Source organism: Flavobacterium sp., from assembly GCF_044360715.1.
Taxonomy (GTDB): domain Bacteria; phylum Bacteroidota; class Bacteroidia; order Flavobacteriales; family Flavobacteriaceae; genus Flavobacterium.
Window position 1 is genome coordinate 93654 of sequence record NZ_JBIKJY010000004.1, and the last position, 22859, is coordinate 116512.

Here is a 22859-nt window from a genome sequence, read left to right on the forward strand (position 1 = left end):
AAATCCAAAATCTAAAAAAATGACTTTTAAAGAGCAAATACAACAAGGAATTCCAGATGTTTTACCGCAACATAAACCGTATGATGCCGAAATAAATCATGCCCCAAAACGTAAAGAAATTCTTTCAGATGAAGAAAAAAAATTAGCTTTAAAAAACGCTTTACGCTATTTTGATGCCAAACATCATGCAACGTTGCTTACTGAATTTAAAGCCGAATTGGAAAAATATGGGCGAATTTATATGTATCGATTTCGTCCAGATTACGAAATGAAGGCTAGACCAATTTCTGAATATCCAGGAAATTCTGAGCAAGCCAAAGCGATTATGTTGATGATACAAAATAATTTAGATTATGCTGTTGCACAACATCCTCATGAATTAATTACTTATGGAGGAAATGGTGCTGTTTTTCAAAATTGGGCACAGTATTTACTTACCATGAAATATTTGTCTGAAATGACAGACGAACAAACGTTATCGATGTATTCTGGTCATCCAATGGGATTATTTCCTTCTCATAAAGAAGCACCAAGAGTCGTAGTTACCAACGGAATGGTTATTCCAAACTACTCTAAACCAGATGATTGGGAAAAAATGAATGCATTAGGCGTGTCGCAATATGGACAAATGACTGCAGGAAGTTATATGTACATTGGACCTCAAGGCATTGTACATGGCACTACAATTACCGTTTTAAACGGTTTTCGAAAAATAAAAAAATCACCAAAAGGCGGTTTATTTGTAACCTCTGGATTAGGTGGAATGTCTGGGGCACAGCCAAAAGCAGGAAATATTGCGGGATGTGTTACCGTTTGTGCAGAAGTGAATCCTAAAATTACACATATTCGCCATTCGCAAGGTTGGATAAATGAAGTGATTGAAGACATTACACTTTTAGTAGCGAGAGTTAGAAAAGCAATGGAAACAAATGAAGTAGTCTCTATTGCTTATTTAGGAAATGTAGTAGATGTTTGGGAACGATTTGATGCAGAAAATTTACATATCGATTTAGGTTCTGACCAAACGTCACTTCACAATCCTTGGGCTGGCGGCTACTACCCTATTGGATTTACATTTTATGAGTCAAATGAAATGATGGCAAATCATCCAGAAAAATTTAAGGAAGAAGTACAGAAAACATTGCGTCGTCATGCCATGGCAATTAATAAACATACGGATAAAGGTACCTATTTCTTCGACTATGGAAACGCCTTTTTATTAGAAGCTTCTAGAGCGGGTGCGGATGTTTTTGCAGAAAATCATATCGATTTTAAATACAATAGTTATGTACAAGACATTATGGGTCCCATGTGTTTTGATTATGGATTTGGACCTTTTCGATGGGTTTGTGCCTCAGGAAATCCTGAAGACTTAGCGAAAACCGATGCAATTGCTTGTGCTGTTTTAGAACAAATGATGAAAACTTCTCCAGAAGAAATTAAACAACAAATGGCCGATAATATTCAGTGGATTAAAGGCGCTCAAGAAAATAAATTAGTTGTAGGATCGCAAGCTCGAATTCTATATGCTGATGCAGAAGGACGAATTAAAATTGCAGAAGCATTCAATCAAGCAATTGCTCGAGGCGAAATTGGAATGGTAATTTTAGGCAGAGACCATCATGATGTTTCTGGTACCGATTCGCCATACAGAGAAACATCAAATATTTATGACGGTTCGAGATTTACAGCCGATATGGCTATTCAAAATGTAATTGGCGACAGTTTCCGGGGTGCCACTTGGGTTTCTATTCATAATGGCGGCGGCGTTGGCTGGGGCGAAGTTATTAATGGAGGTTTTGGCATGCTTCTTGATGGTACTAAAGAAGCATCTAAACGTTTGGAAATGATGTTATTTTGGGATGTAAATAATGGAATATCAAGAAGAAATTGGGCCAGAAATGAAGGTGCAATATTTGCAATAAAACGAGCAATGGAAGCACAACCTTTATTAAAAGTAACACTTCCAAACCTAGTTGACGAAAAATTATTAAATTAAATATTAGAATATGAAATTAATTAAACTTCTATCGGTTTTAGGATTTTTTATCCTTACTTCTTGTTCGTCTGTGTATGTAAATACAGATTATGACAAAAAAGCAAATTTTGCAGCTTACAAAACCTATGCCTATAATAAAAGTAGCATAGATAAATTAGAAATTTCAGATTTAGACAAGAAGCGTATTTTATATGCTATTGATGCTGTAATGCCTACTAAACAATTTTCAAAATCTGAAAATCCCGATGTTTTAATCAATATTTTCACAAAAGAGCGTGAACGTGTTAATGTATACAACAACATGGGCTGGGGTTACGGTTTTGGCTGGGGCTGGGGCTGGGGTCCAGGTTGGGGAATGGGAATGGGTTTCACGCAAACAACGACTACTCCAGAAGGCACGTTATATATTGACATTGTTGATGCAAAAACAAAAGAGTTAGTTTGGCAAGGTATAGGAACAGGATATTTAACAACAAACGTTGAAAAGAAAGACGAACGAATTGCTGAATTTGTTACAAAAATTTTAGAGAAATATCCACCTGTAATAAAATAAAAGTTCAAGTAAATATATTAATCCTGATACGTTTTTTTAATTCTTGTCAGGATTTTTATTTGCATGATAAAAATCATAATTGGATTTAAAATTTATTGTAATTTTACATCAAATAACACACAACCTTTATGGAACTTAATTTTGAAAGTAACCCTCTGATAGACAGATTACCAAAACATTTAAAACAGTTTATAATTCCACAGGATTATTCTGATTATACGCCTATAAACCAAGCGGTTTGGAGATATGTAATGCGTAAAAACGTAAATTATTTATCTAAAGTGGCACATAATTCTTATTTAGAAGGATTAGAAAAAACGGGCTTAGAAATTGATAATATTCCTAACATGTATGGTATGAACCGAATTTTGAAAGAAATTGGTTGGGCTGCTGTGGCAGTTGACGGATTTATTCCTCCAAGTGCTTTTATGGAATTTCAAGCTTATAATGTTTTAGTAATTGCTTGTGATATTAGACAATTAGAACATATTGAATACACTCCCGCTCCAGATATTATTCACGAAGGTGCCGGTCATGCTCCTATTATCGCCAATCCAGAATATGCAGAATATTTACGTCGTTTTGGCGAAATTGGTTGCAAGGCCATTTCATCTTCAAGAGATTACGAATTATACGAAGCCGTTCGATTATTATCTATCGTAAAAGAAGCAGAAGACACTCCGGAAGCTGAAATTAAAGCTGCGGAAGACCAAGTTGAATTTTTACAAAACAACATGGGTGAATTATCTGAAATGTCAAAAATTAGAAATTTACATTGGTGGACAGTAGAATACGGATTAATTGGAACAGTGGAAAACCCAAAAATATATGGTGCAGGTTTGCTCTCATCTATTGGTGAAAGTGCTTGGTGTATGACCGATGAAGTCAAAAAACTTCCCTACGATATTTCAGCAGCAGACCAAAGTTTTGATATCACTAAACCGCAACCACAACTTTATGTAACGCCAGATTTTGCCAAATTAAGTTCTGTTTTAGAAGAATTTGCAAATAAAATGGCATTGCGAACAGGAGGTTTATCTGGAATTCAAAAGTTAATTACTTCAAAAGCTATGGGTACTGCAGAATTAAGTACTGGCTTACAAATTTCAGGTGTTTTTACAAATGTAATTGAAAACGAAGGAAAACCAGTATACATTCAAACCACAGGAAAAACAGCTTTATCATATAGAGAAAAAGAATTAGTAGGACACGGAACAGCATCGCATCCTGATGGATTTGGTTCGCCAATTGGAATGTTAAAAGGCATTAACTTGGCCATTGAAGATATGGGTCCAAGAGATTTAAGTGCCTACGATATTTATGAAGGCGAACAAATTACGTTAGAATTTGAAGGAAATATTAAAGTTTCAGGTGAAATTATTACAGGTACACGAAATTTACAAGGTGAAATTTTACTAATTAAATTCAAAAATTGTACTGTTACTCATGGCGAAACTGTATTATTTGCTCCAGAATGGGGAATTTATGATATGGCTGTAGGTAAAAAAATAACATCCGCTTTTTCAGGACCTGCAGATGTTTCAAGTTTTGATATGATTACCCACGTTCCATCATCGCATACTATAAAACAAAAAAAATCAAGCAAACGAGAAGAACTTGAAAATTTATACCTAAATATTAGAAAATTAAGAGAAGGAAAATCTGCTGAAATCACGCTGAAAGAAGCATTTGGAGCCGTAACTGCAAATCACGAAAACGATTGGTTACTTTCAGTTGAAATAGCCGAATTAGCTAAAAAAGAAAATCATTCGGATTTAATTGATAAAGTTTTAAATCATTTAGAAAAAGTAAAAACAAAACGTCCGGAAATTGCTCACCTAATTGACGGCGGTTTAGATTTAATTTTCGAAAAACAAACTACATAGTAACATTTGTTACATAAAAATTATAAGATTCCCATATATTTGCTAAAAACAAAACAATATGGGAATTTTAGATTTTTTAGGATTTGGTGATAAATCCGCTCAAATTGCAGAATTTAAAGAAAAAAATGCAATAATCATTGATGTCAGAACATATGAAGAATTTGCTGGAGGACACATTCAAAACTCCAAAAACATTCCTTTACAAATTATCGAATCGAAAATTAACGACATAAAAAAAATAAACAAACCAGTAATTGCTTGTTGCAGAAGTGGAAACAGAAGCGGAATGGCAACAAACATACTAAAACGAAACGGCATTGAATGCATAAATGGCGGTAGCTGGCAAAGCTTACAAAGCAAGTTGTAAAATTGTTTTAAAATTTCATTTCAGGATAATTCGCTACAATTGCATTAATTTTCTGTTTTAAATTATTCTGAAATTTTAAATGGCTTTCAGAATTTGGATTAAACGGTCTATGACTCAATGACTTTTGAATTTCTGAAACGTGTTGCATCGTTTCAAATTCGGTTTCATTTATATAATTTTCAGAAAATTTCATCCAAATATAATCAATTGCCGTTTGATTTGGGTGCAACATATCTTCCGCATAAAAACGATAATCACGTAACTCGTCCATCATAATTTCATAACTCGGAAAATAAATACTTGAAGTAGTATTTGATAAAAATTGATAAAGCGCAGTAATTAAATGCGATTTACTTACATTGTTTTCTACAAAACCGTCTTTACTATGACGAACAGGAGAAATGGTAAAAATAAATTTACAATTTGGATTTACAACTTGAATTTCTGAAACAATTCTTTTCAAACTCGCTTCTACATCAGCAACAGAAAGCAACTCTTTTACAAATTGTTTTTGTGAAACTTTATGACAATTCGCAACAAGCGCATCGCTTTCAATATGCTTGTACACCCAAGAAGTTCCTAAAGTAATTAGACAATGTGTCGCTTTTTCAAGATGCCCGTTTGTGGTATCAATCAATTGATTTAATGCAGTAAGAAATTCCGTTTTATTAGGATTAGAAAGTTCGGAATGTACTTCAAAACAATGCCAAGCTTCATTATGAAAAAATATGTCATTCTCAGTAAAATATTTTTTATGAATACTTCTAAGAATTATTTTTTCTAATGAAATTGGATTAAAAATAATTCCAAACGGATTAGTAATCGTTGAAAATTTATAATAGTCAAATTTTTCTCCCATATTTTCAGCAAAACAAGAACCTAAAGAAACTAATTTTGAAGAATAATCAATTAAAAAATCTGATTTTTTTATGGGAATGGTGGTTTGAAATTTCATAACTTTATTTATCGTCATCCAAAAGTACAAAAACAAGTTAAATAGTTGTAAAATAATTTATAAAGTCTTTTTATTGTCTACTTTTGCCTCTTAAATTTTTTCAAATGAAATTGCTTTATAAGTATTTACAAAAACACAAATTACTGCTTTTTTTCGCACTGTTAATGGCAACTATAAACATTTGCTTTAGTTTGTCTGATTCGATTATTACGGGTAAATTAATGCAAGATTGTGGGGTTGGAATTGCAAAATACAAAGGCAATGAAATCGGATTCATAAAATCTGTAGGATTTTGGTTAGGCCTTTCTCTTACGGCTGCAATGATTTCTCGTATCACAAAAAACTTTCAAGATTACTTTACCAATATTGTCATTCAAAGAACAGGTGCAGAAATGTATACGGATGGTATTAAAAAATCATTAGATTTGCCTTACGAAGATTTTGAAGATCAAAGTAGTGGCGAAACTTTAAGTAAATTGCAAAAAGCCAGAACCGATTCTGAAAAGCTAATTACACTTTCAATTTCATTAATTTTTCAAACCATAATTGGATTCATTTTTGTAGTTGTTTACATATCTCGAATTGATTACAGAATTGCATTTATTTTTGTATTAACCGCACCTATTATTGCATTTATTAGTTCCTTCTTAGGGAAAAAAATAAAAGCGGTATCGAGAAATATCGTTTTACAAACCAATTCATTAGCAGGTTCAACTACAGAAAGTTTACGAAATATCGAATTGGTTAAAAGTTTAGGTTTAACCAAACAAGAAGAAAACAGGTTAAATTCAAATACACTTAAAATTTTACAACTTGAAATTCAGAAAATTCGTTTTATAAGAAGTTTGAGTTTTATTCAAGGTACAACTGTGCATTTTATGCGAACTTGTGTGATTTTTGGACTGTATTATTTCTTATTTAGCGAGAAAATTGTAGTTGGCGATTTACTAACTATGGTATTTTTTACCTTTTTTATTTTTAACCCATTGCAAGAATTAAGTGCTTTTATTATCGCTAAAAATGAAACAAAAGTATCGATGGAAAACTTCGAGAAATTATTAAAAGCCAAATCAGAACACCGTCCAGAAGAGCCAGAAAATTTTGGAAAAATTAGTTCTTTAGTATTTACAGATGTAAGTTTCAAACATAAAACTGCCAAACAGCCTGCAGTTGAAAATATAAACTTTTCTATTAAACAAGGTGAAACGGTTGCATTCGTAGGGCCATCTGGTTCAGGAAAAACAACTTTAGTAAAATTATTAGTTGGTTTGTATCCGCCAGCAATTGGTCACGTTTTATATAATGGTATCGATTCTAAAAAAATTGATATTTTAAAATTGCGAAAACAATTAGGGTTTGTAACACAAGATGCGCAATTGTTTTCTGGAACAATTAGAGAAAATTTATTGTTTGTAAAGCCAAAAGCAACAGATGAAGAACTAATAAGCGCGTTGCAAAAAGCAAGTTGTGGCAAACTTTTAGAACGTGCCGAAAACGGTTTAAATTCGACAATTGGCGAAGGTGGAATTAAAATTTCTGGAGGCGAAAAACAACGGTTATCTATTGCAAGAGCCATTTTGAGACAGCCAAATTTATTAATTTTCGATGAAGCAACTTCTGCTTTAGATTCAATTACCGAAGAAGAAATTAATAGTACGATAAGAAATATTTCTGATGAAAACAGAATTACTATTTTAATTGCTCATCGATTATCAACCATTATGCACGCCGATAAAATTTTCGTATTAGAACAAGGTAAAATTATTGAACAAGGTAAACATGAAGATTTATTGGTTGAAAAGGGGTTGTATTATGCGATGTGGCGCCAACAAATTGGAGAAAGAAAATAAAAAAACACCGTTTAAAGAAATTTTAAAAATTATAATAATTTCTTTAATCGGTGTTTCAATAAAATTGGATATTTATTTTACGAAATTTACAGCATTCACTAAAACCGCAGTAATTCCTTTCGTGTCTTTACCTTTTCCTGAAGCGAAAAACGGTTGTCCGCCTCCATTTCCATCAATGTATTTTCCTAATTCACGAATTACAGTTCCAGCGTTTAAACCTTTGTTAGCCACTAATTCCTTAGCGATATAACAATGAATATTTGGTAATCCGTCTTCTACTGAAGCTAAAACTACAAATGTATTTGGTTTTGAAGTTCCAATAGCTTGTGCTAAATCTTTCGTAGCACTCATGGACAAATCAACTTGTTTTACTAGGAAATTAATTCCATTAACATCTTGAAATTCAGAAACTAAACTTGTTGCTAATCCGTCAATTTTTTCTTTTACTAATTGCTCAATTTGTTTTTTCAATTTTGCATTATCGTCTTGTAACGAAGACACTGATTTTAAAACATCTTGAGGATTTTTCAATACTTCCTTAATTTCCGACAAGGTATTTTCTTGATTCGCATAGAACGCTTTAACCGCATCACCAGTGATGGCTTCAATACGACGAATTCCAGCTGCAACGGCACCTTCTGAGACAATTTTGAAATGCCAAATATCAGCCGTATTTTTCACGTGAATTCCGCCACATAATTCCTTACTATTTCCAAATTCAATCATACGAACACTATCGCCATATTTTTCACCAAATAAAGCCATCGCACCTTTGTCTAATGCTTCTTTAATTGGAATATTTCGATGCTCTACTAATTGCAATTGGACTTCAATTTGTGAATTGACGCTTGCTTCTACTTGACGTAATTCTTCATCAGAAACTTTAGAAAAATGCGAAAAATCGAAACGTAAATAATTTGGGTTTACTAACGAACCTTTTTGCTCCACGTGTGTACCCAAAATGGTTCTCAAGGCCAAATGCATTAAGTGTGTCGCCGAGTGATTTTTAGAAGTTGACGCTCTTAAATCGGTATTTACTTTAGCAGTAAAAGTTGCATTTACATTCTCTGGAAGTTGTTTCGCGAAATGTAAAATTAAGTTATTTTCTTTTTTCGTATCGATAATGTCAATCGTTTCATTTGCCGAAACCAATATTCCCTTATCTCCTACCTGTCCTCCACCTTCTGGATAGAACGGCGTGTTATCTAAAACGATTTGGTATAAAATTCCGTCTTTTTTAGAATCTACTTTACGGATTCTGGTGATTTTTACTTCATTTTCCGTTTGATCGTAACCAACAAACGTTTCCACATTTCCAGGAATTAAAACCGACCAATCTTCAGTAGAAACTTCAGAAGCGGCACGCGAACGTGCTTTTTGTTTTTGTAATTCTGTTTCGAAACCAGCTTCATCTAAACTAAATCCTCTTTCTCTAAGAATTAAAGCTGTTAAATCGATTGGAAACCCGAATGTATCATACAATTCGAATGCCTTTTCTCCAGAAACTTCTTTTCCTGAAGTATTTACCATTACGTTTTCTAACAACTGAATGCCTTGCTCTAAAGTTCTTAAAAAAGACGCTTCTTCTTCACGAATTACATTGGTAACTAATTGTTGTTGCGTCTTAATTTCTGGAAAAAATTCTCCCATTTGATTGGCTAATACTTCAACCAATTTATTGATGAAAGGTTCTTTTGTATCTAAAAACGTAAAACCATAACGAATGGCACGACGTAAAATTCTACGAATTACATAACCAGCGCCAGTATTTGAAGGCAGTTGTCCATCTGCAATAGCGAAAGCCACCGCACGAACGTGGTCTACTACCACACGGATAGCTATGTTGGTTTTGTTTTGTTCTTCTGTTATGTTTTTTACTTCATTTGAAGTGTATTTTAATCCTGTAATTTCTTCCACTTTTGCGATAAGCGGCGTAAAAACATCCGTATCGTAATTAGAAGTTACATTTTGCATCGCCATACACAAACGCTCAAATCCCATTCCGGTATCTACGTGTTGTGCGGGTAATTTTTCTAAAGAACCATCGGCTTTACGATTAAATTCCATAAAAACGTTATTCCAAATTTCCACTACTTGTGGGTGGTCTGCATTGACTAAACTTCTTCCAGACACTTCATTTCTTTCAGCATCGGAACGTAAATCGATATGAATTTCAGAACAAGGACCACACGGACCTTGGTCGCCCATTTCCCAAAAATTGTCTTTTTTATTTCCTAATATAATTCGGTCTTCTGGTACAAATTGTTTCCAAATATCCCAAGCGTCTTGATCGAAAGGCACATTATCTTCTTTGCTTCCTTCAAAAACAGACACATACAATCGATCTTTTTCTAACTTTAAAACTTCCGTAAGAAATTCCCAAGCCCAAGGCAATGCTTCTTTTTTAAAATAATCGCCAAAAGACCAATTCCCAAGCATTTCGAACATAGTATGATGATATGTATCAAAACCAACATCTTCTAAATCGTTGTGCTTTCCTGAAACACGTAAACATTTTTGAGTATCCGTAATTCGATTACTTTTTGGCGTACCATTTCCTAAGAAAAACTCTTTAAACTGTGCCATTCCCGAGTTATTAAACATCAGTGTTGGGTCGTCTTTTAATACAATTGGGGCAGATGGAACAATGGTGTGTCCTTTGCTTTCAAAAAATTGTAAATACGCTTTTCTTATGTCTTGTGATTTCATTTTAAATGATATTGAATCGAATAATTAATTTGATTGAAATTCTAAAAAAATATTTCAAAATATGAAACAAAATTCAAGTTCTTTCGTATAATAAGTGTTACTTTGTTGTAACGTGCACAAAAATAGTAAATTTTAATGAAATCGCTAACAAGAAAAAGTTTCTAAAAGACAACTTTTCTCTAAAAGAATTTGTTTTAATTACTATATTAGCCAATAAGGAAATTTAAGCTTTTGATTTATGTGTTAATTTGATACTAATCAATGAGTGAATAATAAAAAAGAAAAAAATGCAAGTAAACTTACCAGAAAAAAGATATTATGGCATTGGCGAATTAGCGAAGGCATTTGATGTAAACGCTTCATTAATTCGTTTTTGGGATAAAGAATTTGATGAAATCAATCCTAAAAAAAATGCGAAGGGCGACCGAATGTTCCGTCCAGATGATGTAAAAGTGTTGCAAATGATTTACCATTTAGTAAAAGAACGTGGTTTTACCTTAGAAGGTGCGAAAATTCATTTGAAAGAAGGTAAAAAGAAAACCTTAGATAATTTTGAAATCATAAATAAATTGGAAGGCATCAAAAACAAATTGCAAGAAATGAAAAAAGGACTTTGATTAAGTACTCAGTGTTCAGTGATTAGTAAACAGTAAAAAATTAACAATAAAATAAATTAACTTAAAATAATAAAAAATTATGAAAAAATTTGCTCCCGTATTAGTAGTCGTAGGTGTTCTTATCTTAGGGTTTTTATACTTTATGAATGTAAAAAATAAAGCTTTACTATTTAGTCAAGCTACAGAAAAAGAATGGGGAAATGTAAATACCGCATACCAAAGAAGACTTGATTTAATTGACAATTTAGTCAATACCGTTAAAGGCGCTTCGGATTTTGAAAAAAGTACCTTAACAGCAGTTGTAGAAGCAAGAGCAAAAGCTACATCGGTAACTATCGATCCGAAAAACATTACTCCTGCGCAATTAGATCAATTTAATCAAGCACAAAGTGGTATTACGAGTTCATTATCGAAACTTTTAGTTAGCGTTGAAGCGTATCCTCAATTAAGAGCGACAGAAAATTTCAAGCAATTACAAGATGAATTAGCAAGTACAGAAAACCAAATTTTAACTGCAAGAACTCGTTTTAACGAATCCGTTTTAGCATATAATGGTTATGTTTTAGCTATGCCACAAAATATATTTTTAGGAGGTTATACTGAAAAAGCGTACTTTAAAGCTGTTGCTGGAGCAGAAAATGCACCGAAAGTAAAATTCTAATTCAGTAAAACACACAAAATAATGTCAGAAAATACGGCTTTTTTATCTAAAACTGAAGAACAAGAAATTGTTGCCGCAATTGTAATTGCCGAAAAAAACACTTCGGGTGAAATTCGTGTACATATTGAAGAAAATAGCACCAAACCTTCAATGGAAAGAGCAAAAGAGGTTTTTCATGTCCTTAAAATGGATGCCACCGAATTGAAAAACGGGGTGCTTTTTTACATTTGCACACAAACAAAGAGTTTTGCAATTCTTGGTGATAAAGGTATTAATGATTTAGTAGCACCCGATTTTTGGAATTCTACTAAAGATGTAGTGATTGAGAAATTCAAAGCTGGACAATATAAAGAAGGTTTAATTAAAGGGATTTTAGAAGCTGGCATACAATTGAAAAAACATTTTCCATATGATGATGAAACCGACACAAATGAATTGTCTAATGAAATTTCAAAAGGTTAATATGGAAATTCGAAAATTTAAATTCCAAATTCTAAAAAGTAGTAGTTGTATTGCCTTTTTTGCTTTTTTATTGTTTTCTCAATTTTCGTTAGGACAATTTACAATTCCTGAAAAACCCAGTTTACAAACTTCAGTTTATGATTATGCAAAACTTTTATCTGACGTTGAAAAAACACAATTAGAAGAAAAATTAGTTAGATATTCTGATTCCACTTCTACACAAATTGTTGCCATTATTATTGAAGATTTAAACGGAGACAATATCCAAACTTTAACGCCAAATTGGGGAGAAGCTTGGGGGATTGGAGATGCTGAAAAAGATAATGGAATTGTAATTTTGCTTTCAAAAAACGATCGTAAAATTTGGATTTCTCCAGGTTATGGAACCGAAGTACTACTTGTAGCCGGTATGACTGGTGAAATTGTTAGAAATGTTATAATTCCGGAATTTAAAACAGGAAATTATTATAATGGATTAGACAAAGGTACTGATGCCATTTTTAAAGTTTTAACAGGAAAATACAAAGGCGAACGAAAAAAAGAAAAAGGAAGTGGTATACCGATGCTTATTATAATTATTGGTGTAATAGTATTCTTAATCATAGCCTCTAAAAACAAAGGAAAAAACGGCGGCAATTCAGGAGGATTTGGCGGTCCCGACTTAATGGATATTATTATATTAAGTAGTTTGGGTCGAAGCGGCGGTAGTTTTGGCGGTGGTTCATCATCTGGTGGTGGATTTGGCGGAGGATTTGGTGGTGGATTTGGCGGCGGCGGATTTTCTGGTGGAGGTGCAGGTGGAAGTTGGTAGATTTAGTAATCAGTTGGCCGTTTTTAGTGTACAGTTTAAAAACTTTTAAAAAACATAAAACCTTGAGAGGTTCTAATACAAAAAAACCGATAATCACTTATCGGTTTTTTTTATTTCTGTCTGAAGTAAATATCTATTGGGACACCACTAAAATTGTAGTTTTCTCGCAATTTATTTTCGATAAAACGTTTGTATGGGTCTTTTACATATTGCGGTAAGTTGGCAAAAAATACAAATTGTGGCACCGGAGTAGGCAATTGCATACAATATTTAATTTTTACATACTTCCCTTTTAGTGCTGGTGGCGGTTGGTTTTCAATAATTGGCAACATTAAATCGTTGAATTTTGATGTTGGCACTTTTTGTTTTCTATTTTCAAAAACCTCAACAGCAGTTTCTAATCCTTTTAATAAACGTTGTTTTTCTAATGCAGATACAAATAGAATTGGCACATCTGTAAACGGTTGAATTTGCTCACGAATTTTACGTTCGTAATCTCTTGCGGTCATAGTATCTTTTTCCACTAAATCCCATTTGTTAACTAAAATTACAATTCCTTTTCTGTTTTTTTCGGCCAACCAAAAAATACTTTGGTCTTGTCCTTCAAAACCACGAGTGGCATCAATCACTAAAATACAAACATCAGAATGCTCAATGGCACGTACCGAACGCATTACAGAATAAAACTCTAAATCTTCTTTTACTTTCGCTTTTCTTCTAATTCCGGCAGTATCTACCAAGTTAAATTCGAAACCAAAACGATTATAAGTGGTATCAATGGCATCACGAGTAGTTCCAGCAATGTCTGTAACCACAAATCTATCTTCACCTATTAAGGCATTAATAATAGAGGATTTTCCAGCATTTGGACGACCTACTACAGCAAAACGAGGTAATGGATTTTCATCTTCAACGGCTTCTGGCATTTCAGGTAAAACTTCTACTAATTTATCTAATAACTCACCTGTTCCACTTCCATTCATAGCGCCTATAGTGAAATATTCGCCCAATCCTAAATTATAAAACTCTAACGCATCAGTAACACGTTTCGAATTATCAACTTTGTTCACGGCTAATAAAACTGGTTTAGTAACCTTACGTAATAATTTAGCCACTTCATCATCCATTGGCGTAATGCCTTCTTCTACATCTACCATAAAAATAATGGCATCGCACTCATCTATTGCTAATTCTACTTGTTTTCTAATTTCGCCTTCAAAAATATCATCAGAACCTTTAATGTATCCACCTGTATCAATTACAGAAAATTCTTTTCCATTCCACTCACTTTTTCCATAATTTCTATCACGCGTAACGCCACTCACAGAGTCGACAATGGCATCTCTACGTTGGATTAAACGATTAAAAAGCGTAGATTTTCCTACATTTGGTCTTCCTACTATGGCTACAATATTATTCATTATTCTTATATTTTGTGCAAAGATAGTTTAAAAGTTGCGAGTTTAGGGTTAATAGTTAGGAGTTTTTGTAAGTAATACAAAACGCATTGCTCCAAACTAACTACTAAATTCTGTAAACTAATTATTTGTAATTACTTTTGGTTGTATCCAAATCTTCGTAATTGAAAGGCGTTATTTCGCCAATCTTTATTCACTTTTACGAAAATTTCAATGTGTATTTGTTTATCGAAAAACAATTCTAAATCGGCACGAGCCTGCATTCCTACTTTTTTTAGGGCTGCACCTTTATGTCCGATAATAATTCCTTTTTGTGTATCGCGTTCTACCATAATGATAGAACGAATTCTTATGATTTTTTCGTCTTCCAAAAACTCTTCGGTTTCCACCTCAACTGCGTACGGAATTTCTTTATCATAGTTTAATAAAATTTTCTCACGAATGGTTTCATTTACAAAAAAACGTTCTGGTTTATCAGTTAACGCATCTTTTGGATAATATGGTGGTGAAACTGGTAACAATTCTACAATTCTGTTCAACGCTTCTTTTACATTAAAGTTTTCTAAAGCCGAAATTGGGAAAATTTCTGCATTTGGAACCTTTGCTTGCCAAGTTTGTACCTGTTCTTCTAATAATTCTTGATTGGATTTATCAATTTTATTTAACAAAAGTAATACTGGAATTTTAGCATTGATAATTTTGTTGAAAAAGTCTTCGTCTTTTAATTCTTTTTCTCCAATTTCAACCATATAGATTAAAATATCGGCATCAGAAAAAGCACTTTTAACAAAATCCATCATACTGGTTTGTAAATCGTAAGCGGGTTTAATAATCCCAGGTGTATCAGAAAACACGATTTGATAGTCTTCATCATTTACAATTCCGAAAATTCTGTGACGTGTGGTTTGTGCCTTACTTGTGATGATAGACAACTTCTCGCCTACCATAGCATTCATTAAGGTAGATTTTCCAACGTTTGGGTTTCCGATTATATTTACAAAACCTGCTTTATGCGACATATATTTTATTTTTTACAAAGGTACATAAAAAAGCCACTCGTTTTGGAATGGCTTTTTTTACAATATTATGTTAGAAAGTTATTCTGCCGCAACTAATTTACTAGCGCTACGGTAAGTGAATTCGTTATAAATGTGACGACGAGCAAAACGACCAGGTGATTCAGCGTTTACCATTTTCACATATGTGTTTCTTGGCACACCAAAGTATTCGAATTTACTTCCATCTGCAAAGCTAATATACAAAACACCTTTGTCCATATAAAAATCGGCAATTTGTGAAGTTGTAGTTGTAGCTAAGTATTCGGCCTTAACTTTCTCTCTTGTTTCTGGAGCGATACTTACTAAAAAGTGGTAGGCTTCAATAATGTTTTTACTTCTTTCTTCAGCTGCTAAACGTTCAACTGGATCTGCAATAGTATCAGGATGATCTTCCTTCATACTATTTCTATATATTGTTTTTAATTCTTTTAATGTTGCATCTCTGGTAACATTAAGTAACTTTCTGTACCCAATAATTTTCTGTGTAGTCATATAATTTTGAAAATAAAAGTGCAAAAGTAGTGATTTATTCTTTAATTTCACAAGAAAAATCAAAACAACACCAAAACATAATCATTTATTATTGAATTAATTACATAAAAAAAGCCACTCAATTTTGAATGGCTTGCTTAGTAGCCCTTTCAGACAGCATCTCGAACAATTTGCTAAGAGATTATGAGCAGTTTTTGATGTTTTATGAAGCCCAAAAAACCTCTAAAGAAATTTAGAGGTTTTTGGTACGACAATGGACCCTATTGACTTATTCTCAAACCCAATCTTAAAATTCTTAGCTGATTTTGCTAAAAATATGCCTTAGAATTAGTTGTGGATGATAAAATTTCTATTGGTTAAACTTAAGGTATTATTATAAAGAGCGACGAATAATCAAGTTGCTTTTATTTTCTATTTGTTCCTTTTTTCCATTCAAAATCATTTGGGCTAGAATTTTTCCCATCGCTACAAAATCTGTAGATATCGTTGTAATGCCGTTTTCGACCACTTTTTTTAATGGAGTTTCGTTATAAGATATGATTCCGAAATCTACACCAAGAATTAAATTTTGTAACTTGGATTTTTCAATCACTTTTACTAAATCCCTGTCGTCAGGAATTATATAAACTTCGCCTTTTATTATTTTACGGTCTTTAAACTCAGTAATAACCATATAGCTAAATCCGAAGTCTTCACAGAATTTTTTGAAGCCAATTTTCATTCCTACGGGTTCTCTAAAGCCCGGGAAAATCATGTTTAGTTTTTCGTACTTGTTTAATTTAGTTTTACCCCTTTCTAAGCCATTATAAATATCTTTCTTGTGATTTTGATATACCGCAGGAAATGATTTTAACTCATTATTTGTTTGGTCTAATATATAAACATCGTCAACTGGTAGGGTTTTTATTATCGCAGCCGCCCCATCTAAATTTGTTGGCATAATGATATATTTAGTGTAGTTTCCATTGCTGTCATTAATTAGTTTTTGAAAAACTTGAAGATTAAAATGATGAAAAAAAATATCAACCTGAGTATTCATTCCAATATTTTCTATAAAAGAATTATAAAGATCTTCCTTAAAAATATTAAGCTCATCAAAAAGTAAAAAAATCCTTTTTTTTACTTTTACCTCAATGGTTTTTATATAGTAGCCTTTACCAAGAATAGAATATATAATACCTCGCTTTTTTAATTCTTCATAAGCCAGAAGCACGGTATCACGGGAAATAGAAAACTCAAGGCATACTTTATTTATAGATGGAAGTTTATCATCTTTTTTCAAAAGTCCTTTTACAATAGTTTTTTCAATAGAGTAAATAATTTGTTTATACTTAGGTATGCCTAGATTATTTTGAATATTAATAAATTTCATAATTAAAAATTTTACAAATATACATAAACTGGTAGGTACTAGTGTGTAAAATAATGATATTTAAATTATATTTGAATTATATAAATTTTTGAAGAGCATTATGAATTCATTTTTAAATACTAGTTCTAAAATTAAATTCTTTGGGCATATACCTGATGGAACTGCAGTCAAATCCTGTGATTTAACCAATAAAAACGGAATGCACTTGAATGTTATCACTTTTGGTGCTACGATAACCTCATTAAAAATACCCTTGAAAAATGGCAATTTTATTGACGTGGTCTTGGGTTTCGATACTTTGGAAGCCTATTTAAATTCCTTTAATATAAATAGTGCGCCGTATTTTGGAGCCACGGTAGGGCGTTTTGCTGGCAGAATTAATAATAGTGCTTTTAGATTGAACGGCAAATCGATTGATTTAAATAACAATAATAATGGGCACTCCTTGCATGGTGGAAATATTGGCTTTAGCCAAAAACAATGGGAGATTAAAAATGTTAATGAAGGGGAAAATCCATCTATAACGTTAAGTTATTTCAGTCCCGATGGGGAAGAAAATTACCCTGGTGATTTATCGATAGATTTGACCTACACTTTATCGGAAGAAAATGAATTGATTATTGAGTACGTTGCCACTTCATCGGAGGATACAATAATAAACTTGACACATCATAGTTATTTTAATCTTGATGGTCATAATTCCACTATTCTTGAACAGGATTTGTCAATTAATTCCAATAAAATATTGGAAACCAATGAACATACTATTCCAACGGGTCAATTTCTGAATTTAGAAAACAACCCTTTTAATTTTAACCAAGCTAAAAAATGCCCTCAAAAAATAGATTCCACTTTTGTTTTGAATGATGGTGAGAAATTCTCGGCTTCACTTTTCAGCCCTAAAAATAATTTAGAAATGTTGGTTTATACAAATCAACCGGCTGTGCATATTTATGTGGGAGGAAATTGTAATAATGAAATAAAAGGAAAGGAAAATACAGATTATCACAATTTGAGCGGGATTTGTTTTGAAACTCAAAATTTTCCTGACGCACCTAATCACGATCATTTTCCTGACTCTGTTTTGAGAAAAGATGAAGTATATCAACATAAGACTAGGTATAAATTTCAAGAAATTAAATAAAAAAAAACAAATTATAAATAATGAATGCGATTTTAATTAAAGACACAACTGATTTTTTTAAAGCTAAATTTGGAAATGTACCCGATAAAATAGTTCTTTCCCCGGGAAGAATTAATATTATTGGCGAACACATTGATTATAATGATGGTTATGTGTTACCCGCAGCTATTGATAAAATAGTTTGTTTTGCATTCGAAAAAAACAATTCAAATACCGCAAAAATTCATGCGATTGATCTGAATGAATCACTAAAAATAGACGTTACAAAAGAAGAAACAATTAGCGATATCGTTTGGACTAATTATTTACGGGGTGTTTTATTTCAATTAAAATTAAAAGGATACAAAATAGGCGGTTTTAACTGCGTCTTTAGTAGTAATATTCCTATTGGTTCTGGTTTGTCTTCTTCGGCAGCCTTAGAATGTGGATTTTTATTTGGGATTAATAAAATGTTTAATTTGGATATAAAACCAATCGATATGGCTTTAATGGGGCAAAGTGCTGAGCACTGGGTTGGAATTAATTGCGGCATCATGGATCAGTTTTCTAGTATTATGGGATTGGAAAACAAAGTAATAAAGATTGATTGTCGTACTTTGGATTATACTTACCACGATGCTGATTTTGCCAATTATTCTTTAATTTTATTTGATAGTAACTTGCAACATTCATTATTTACATCCGAATATAATAATAGACGAATAGAATGTGAAGAAGGATTAAGTATTATAAATGAAAATTATCCTGAAATTAATAGCTTTAGAGATTGTAATGAAGAATTATTAATTGGTTTGAAATCTAAAATGACGGATAATGTCTTTAGAAGAAGTTTATATGCCGTAAAAGAAATAAAACGTGTCATTCAAGCTTGTACTGCGCTCGACAAAGGCGATATTGAAACATTAGGTAAATTAATGTTTGAAACCCATCAAGGATTGTCTAAAGATTATGAAGTAAGCTGCACGGAATTAGACTATCTGGTAGATTTGGCAAAAGCCGAAGAGGATGTAATTGGATCCCGGTTAATGGGAGGTGGCTTTGGAGGTTGCACCATCAATTTAGTAAAAAAGGGAAGTGAAAGTAAAATAAAAGAGAAATTTACCACATTGTATGCTGAACATTTCAAAATAGATTTAATAACATACGATGTAAAAGTTTCTAACGGAACTTCACTATATAAAAACTAATTTATAATGAAAAAATTTGATATCTACGAAGATCCGCACCGACGGTTTAATCCGCTCATAAACGAATGGGTTTTGGTTTCTCCACACAGAGCAAAACGTCCTTGGCAAGGTCAAAAGGAAACTGTTGCTAATGATGAAAGACCAACATATGATGCAACTTGTTATCTGTGTCCGGGCAATGTTCGTGCTAATGGAGAAGTGAATCCAAAGTATCTTAGTTCATTTGTTTTTGAAAATGATTTTGCAGCTTTAAAAAAAGAAGAAATTGAATTTGAAGAAAGCAAGGAAGCTACTTTCTTTAAAGTAAAACCAGAGAGAGGAATTTCACGAGTGATTTGTTTTTCACCAAAACACAATATCACTTTGCCAGAAATGGATTTGTCAACTATCGAAGAAATTATTCGAACTTGGCAACGTGAATATACGGATTTGGGCAATGTTGATTATATTAATTATGTTCAAATTTTTGAAAACAAAGGAAGTGTCATGGGGTGTAGCAATCCACATCCACATGGACAAATTTGGGCACAATCATCTATACCAACCCAAGTAGAGAAAACACAAAATAGTTTGAAAGCTTATTTTGATAAAAATAAAAGCAATCTTTTAATTGACTATTTAAATGAAGAATTAAAACTAAAAGAGCGCGTTGTCATTGAAAATAATAATTTTGTTGCCTTAGTTCCTTTTTGGGCCATTTGGCCATTTGAGACGATGATTATTTGCAAGCGTCCTATCACAAAAATTACAGATTTTACTCTTGATGAAATTGAAGATTATGCTAGTATTCTTAAATTATTAACTATAAAATACGACAATCTTTTTGAGACTTCTTTCCCCTACTCTTCTGGTATTCATCAAGCGCCAACCGATGGGGAACTTCACCCAGAATGGCAATTTCACATGCACTTTTATCCACCCTTATTGCGTTCGGCAACAGTTAAAAAATTTATGGTAGGATATGAAATGATGGGAGAATCTCAAAGAGACATTACGGCTGAAAAAAGCGCTAAAATGTTAAGAGATTTATCTGATGTACATTATAAAAGTAAATAAGACATGAAAATATTAGTAACAGGAGGTTTAGGATTTATCGGTTCACACACAGTTGTAGAATTACAAAATAAAGGTTTTGATGTTGTAATTATTGACAATCTTTCCAATTCATCTGAATCTGTTTTAAAAGGTATTGTAGCCATTACTGGTAAAGAACCCCAATTTGAAAAATTAGATTTAAGGGAAAAAGCATCGGTACAAACTTTTTTTAAAAAACACAATGATGTGAGCAGTGTGATTCACTTTGCAGCTTCAAAAGCTGTAGGTGAAAGCGTTAAAAATCCACTGTTATACTATGAAAACAATATTGCTTCTCTGATTTATTTATTACAAGAATTACAAGAAAAAACAGAAGCCCACTTTATTTTCAGTTCTTCCTGTACGGTTTATGGTCAGGCGGATGAAATGCCTATTGATGAATCTGCACCTATCAAACCCGCAATGTCTCCTTATGGAAATACCAAACAAATTGGTGAAGAAATTATAAGTGATGTTGCAAAAATGAGTTCTATCAACGCTATTTTATTGCGATATTTTAATCCAATTGGTTCGCACCCGTCTGCTGAAATAGGAGAATTACCAATTGGTGTTCCACAGAATTTAGTTCCATTCATTACGCAGACTGGTATTGGGTTGCGGAAGGAATTAATGGTGTATGGAAACGATTATCCAACTGTTGATGGAACTTGTATTCGAGATTATATTCACGTAGTCGATTTGGCGAAGGCACACGTAGTGGCTTTAGAACGTCTTTTAGAAAATAAAAATGAAGATAAAGTTGAAATTTTCAACTTGGGAACAGGAATTGGTAGCTCCGTTCTTGAAGTGATATCGAGCTTTGAAAAAGTAAGCGGAAAACCATTTCCTTATAAAATTGTTGACAGAAGAGAAGGAGATGTTACCATGGCTTATGCCAGTACAGATAAAGCGAATACTATCTTGGGCTGGAAAACAGCATCATCTTTGGATCAGGCAATGGAAAGCGCTTGGAACTGGGAACAGAAAATTAGAAAAAATAATTTTCAATAGAATCTTAAAATCAAAATAGATTAAATTTTTTTTACACTATTTATTTAATTAACCTAAAAAAACCAAAATTATGAATACATTACAATTTGCAGACTACATGGTCTTTCTTGTTTACTTTTTCATAGTAGCTGGATATGGCTATTGGATTTACAAACGAAAACAAACAGCCAAAAACTCTGCTTCGCATGATTACTTCTTGGCTGAAGGATCGTTAACTTGGTGGGCTATTGGAACTTCCTTAATTGCTTCTAACATTTCGTCTGAGCAATTTATTGCCATGTCAGGCAATGGGTTTAAAATGGGATTGGCTATTGCAAGCTATGAATGGATGTCTGCATTGACGTTAATTATTGTAGCTGTGTTTTTTATTCCTGTTTACCTAAAAAATAAGATATATACAATGCCTCAGTTCCTTAATCAAAGATATAACGGAGATATTGCTATGATTATGGCTGTTTTCTGGTTGTTATTGTATATAATTGTTAATTTAACTTCTATCCTATACCTTGGGGCATTAGCAATTAACGGAATTTCAGGTATTAATCTTGATTTGTGCATGTATGGTCTGGCATTCTTTGCAATTATTATTTCTTTAGGAGGTATGAAAGTTATCGGTTATACCGATGTCATTCAAGTGGTTTTCCTAATTTTTGGTGGTTTAGTAACTACTTATTTAGCATTAGATAAAGTAGCTGAATTAAATGGACAACACGGAATGGTAAACGGATTCAATTATATGTTGAATCAATCAGGCGACCATTTCCACATGATATTTAAAAAAGACAGTTCAAATTTTCCAAGTTTACCTGGTCTTACCGTTTTATTAGGAGGTATGTGGATTGTAAACTTGAATTATTGGGGTTGTAATCAATATATAACTCAAAGAGCTTTAGGTGCTGATTTAAAAACTGCTAGAAGCGGAATTCTATTCGCTGCTTTCTTAAAATTATTAATGCCTGTTATTGTTGTTTTACCTGGAATTGCTGCTTATGTAATTTATACAAAAGGTGGTTTGCAAACAGAATTACTAGGTCCTGATGGCGTTTTAAATCCAGATAGATCCTATCCAGTATTGTTAAACTTATTGCCAGTTGGGTTAAAAGGTTTATCATTTGCCGCTTTAACCGCTGCAGTTGTTGCCTCATTGGCAGGAAAAGTAAATAGTATTGCTACCATTTTTACATTGGATATTTACAAGAAAAAAATTGATGTAGATTGTAGTGAACAGAAAAT

General features: G+C 32.6%; 20 protein-coding genes. 14 read left to right on the forward strand and 6 right to left on the reverse strand.

The features are described from left to right. Positions 1-19 precede the first annotated feature (19 nt). The 4 genes from ACIQ16_RS02370 (at position 20) to ACIQ16_RS02385 (ending at position 4805) form a co-directional block, all read left to right on the forward strand. Positions 20-1999 (forward strand): urocanate hydratase, encoded by a 1980-nt coding sequence (locus ACIQ16_RS02370; RefSeq protein WP_396148376.1) that lies wholly within the window; start codon positions 20-22, stop codon positions 1997-1999. Between the two features lie 10 nt (positions 2000-2009). Then, positions 2010-2552 (forward strand): DUF4136 domain-containing protein, encoded by a 543-nt coding sequence (locus tag ACIQ16_RS02375; protein WP_396148377.1) that lies wholly within the window; start codon positions 2010-2012, stop codon positions 2550-2552. Positions 2553-2680: 128 nt separating this feature from the next. Further along, positions 2681-4438 (forward strand): aromatic amino acid hydroxylase, encoded by a 1758-nt coding sequence (locus ACIQ16_RS02380; protein ID WP_396148378.1) that lies wholly within the window; start codon positions 2681-2683, stop codon positions 4436-4438. 58 nt (positions 4439-4496) lie between these two features. Next, positions 4497-4805, forward strand: a complete 309-nt coding sequence (locus ACIQ16_RS02385) for a rhodanese-like domain-containing protein (protein WP_396148379.1) — start codon at positions 4497-4499, stop codon at positions 4803-4805. A gap of 7 nt (positions 4806-4812) precedes the next feature. On the opposite strand, the gene ACIQ16_RS02390 is transcribed toward ACIQ16_RS02385, so the two are convergent. After that, the gene (locus ACIQ16_RS02390; protein WP_396148380.1) at positions 4813-5760 is read right to left on the reverse strand and encodes a GSCFA domain-containing protein; all 948 of its coding nucleotides are present in this window, start codon (positions 5758-5760) and stop codon (positions 4813-4815) included. 104 nt (positions 5761-5864) lie between these two features. Between ACIQ16_RS02390 and ACIQ16_RS02395 the strand changes: the two genes are divergently transcribed. Beyond that, the gene (locus tag ACIQ16_RS02395; protein ID WP_396148381.1) at positions 5865-7610 is read left to right on the forward strand and encodes an ABC transporter ATP-binding protein; all 1746 of its coding nucleotides are present in this window, start codon (positions 5865-5867) and stop codon (positions 7608-7610) included. 72 nt (positions 7611-7682) lie between these two features. Here ACIQ16_RS02395 and alaS read toward each other — a convergent pair whose 3' ends face one another. Then, positions 7683-10319 carry an alanine--tRNA ligase gene (gene alaS / locus ACIQ16_RS02400; protein ID WP_396148382.1) on the reverse strand — a complete coding sequence of 879 codons (2637 nt, stop codon included), beginning with the start codon at positions 10317-10319 and terminating at the stop codon, positions 7683-7685. 287 nt (positions 10320-10606) lie between these two features. Between alaS and ACIQ16_RS02405 the strand changes: the two genes are divergently transcribed. The 4 genes from ACIQ16_RS02405 to ACIQ16_RS02420 all read left to right on the forward strand — a co-directional run bounded on the left by ACIQ16_RS02405 (position 10607) and on the right by ACIQ16_RS02420 (position 12870). Next, the gene (locus ACIQ16_RS02405) at positions 10607-10936 is read left to right on the forward strand and encodes a MerR family transcriptional regulator (protein WP_291242825.1); all 330 of its coding nucleotides are present in this window, start codon (positions 10607-10609) and stop codon (positions 10934-10936) included. Between the two features lie 79 nt (positions 10937-11015). Beyond that, entirely contained in the window at positions 11016-11597 is a 582-nt protein-coding gene (locus ACIQ16_RS02410; RefSeq protein WP_396148383.1) for a LemA family protein, read from the forward strand. A 21-nt stretch (positions 11598-11618) separates the two neighbouring features. Then, on the forward strand, positions 11619-12059 hold the full coding sequence (locus ACIQ16_RS02415) for a TPM domain-containing protein (protein WP_396148384.1): 441 nt from the start codon (positions 11619-11621) through the stop codon (positions 12057-12059). A gap of 1 nt (position 12060) precedes the next feature. Next, on the forward strand, positions 12061-12870 hold the full coding sequence (locus ACIQ16_RS02420; RefSeq protein ID WP_396148385.1) for a TPM domain-containing protein: 810 nt from the start codon (positions 12061-12063) through the stop codon (positions 12868-12870). 110 nt (positions 12871-12980) lie between these two features. Here ACIQ16_RS02420 and der read toward each other — a convergent pair whose 3' ends face one another. The 4 genes from der to ACIQ16_RS02440 form a co-directional block, all read right to left on the reverse strand. Further along, positions 12981-14291, reverse strand: a complete 1311-nt coding sequence (der, locus tag ACIQ16_RS02425) for a ribosome biogenesis GTPase Der (protein WP_291242820.1) — start codon at positions 14289-14291, stop codon at positions 12981-12983. A 131-nt stretch (positions 14292-14422) separates the two neighbouring features. After that, positions 14423-15307, reverse strand: a complete 885-nt coding sequence (gene era, locus ACIQ16_RS02430; RefSeq protein WP_396148386.1) for a GTPase Era — start codon at positions 15305-15307, stop codon at positions 14423-14425. Positions 15308-15385: 78 nt separating this feature from the next. Further along, positions 15386-15838: a KTSC domain-containing protein gene (locus tag ACIQ16_RS02435; protein ID WP_396148387.1), complete on the reverse strand. Its 453-nt coding sequence runs from the start codon at positions 15836-15838 to the stop codon at positions 15386-15388. Positions 15839-16211: 373 nt separating this feature from the next. After that, entirely contained in the window at positions 16212-17210 is a 999-nt protein-coding gene (locus ACIQ16_RS02440; protein WP_396148388.1) for a GntR family transcriptional regulator, read from the reverse strand. Between the two features lie 100 nt (positions 17211-17310). On the opposite strand from ACIQ16_RS02440, the gene ACIQ16_RS02445 reads away from it, so the two are divergent. The 5 genes from ACIQ16_RS02445 to ACIQ16_RS02465 form a co-directional block, all read left to right on the forward strand. Continuing rightward, complete coding sequence (locus ACIQ16_RS02445) at positions 17311-18354, forward strand: aldose epimerase family protein (protein WP_396148389.1); 1044 nt, start codon at positions 17311-17313, stop codon at positions 18352-18354. Positions 18355-18374: 20 nt separating this feature from the next. Next, entirely contained in the window at positions 18375-19541 is a 1167-nt protein-coding gene (gene galK, locus ACIQ16_RS02450; RefSeq protein WP_396148390.1) for a galactokinase, read from the forward strand. 6 nt (positions 19542-19547) lie between these two features. Then, entirely contained in the window at positions 19548-20597 is a 1050-nt protein-coding gene (locus ACIQ16_RS02455; RefSeq protein ID WP_396148391.1) for a UDP-glucose--hexose-1-phosphate uridylyltransferase, read from the forward strand. A gap of 3 nt (positions 20598-20600) precedes the next feature. Further along, the gene (galE, locus tag ACIQ16_RS02460; RefSeq protein WP_396148392.1) at positions 20601-21626 is read left to right on the forward strand and encodes a UDP-glucose 4-epimerase GalE; all 1026 of its coding nucleotides are present in this window, start codon (positions 20601-20603) and stop codon (positions 21624-21626) included. 70 nt (positions 21627-21696) lie between these two features. Continuing rightward, positions 21697-22859, forward strand: a 1163-nt coding sequence (locus ACIQ16_RS02465; RefSeq protein WP_396148393.1) for a sodium/solute symporter, incomplete at its 3' end; no start/stop codon positions are given.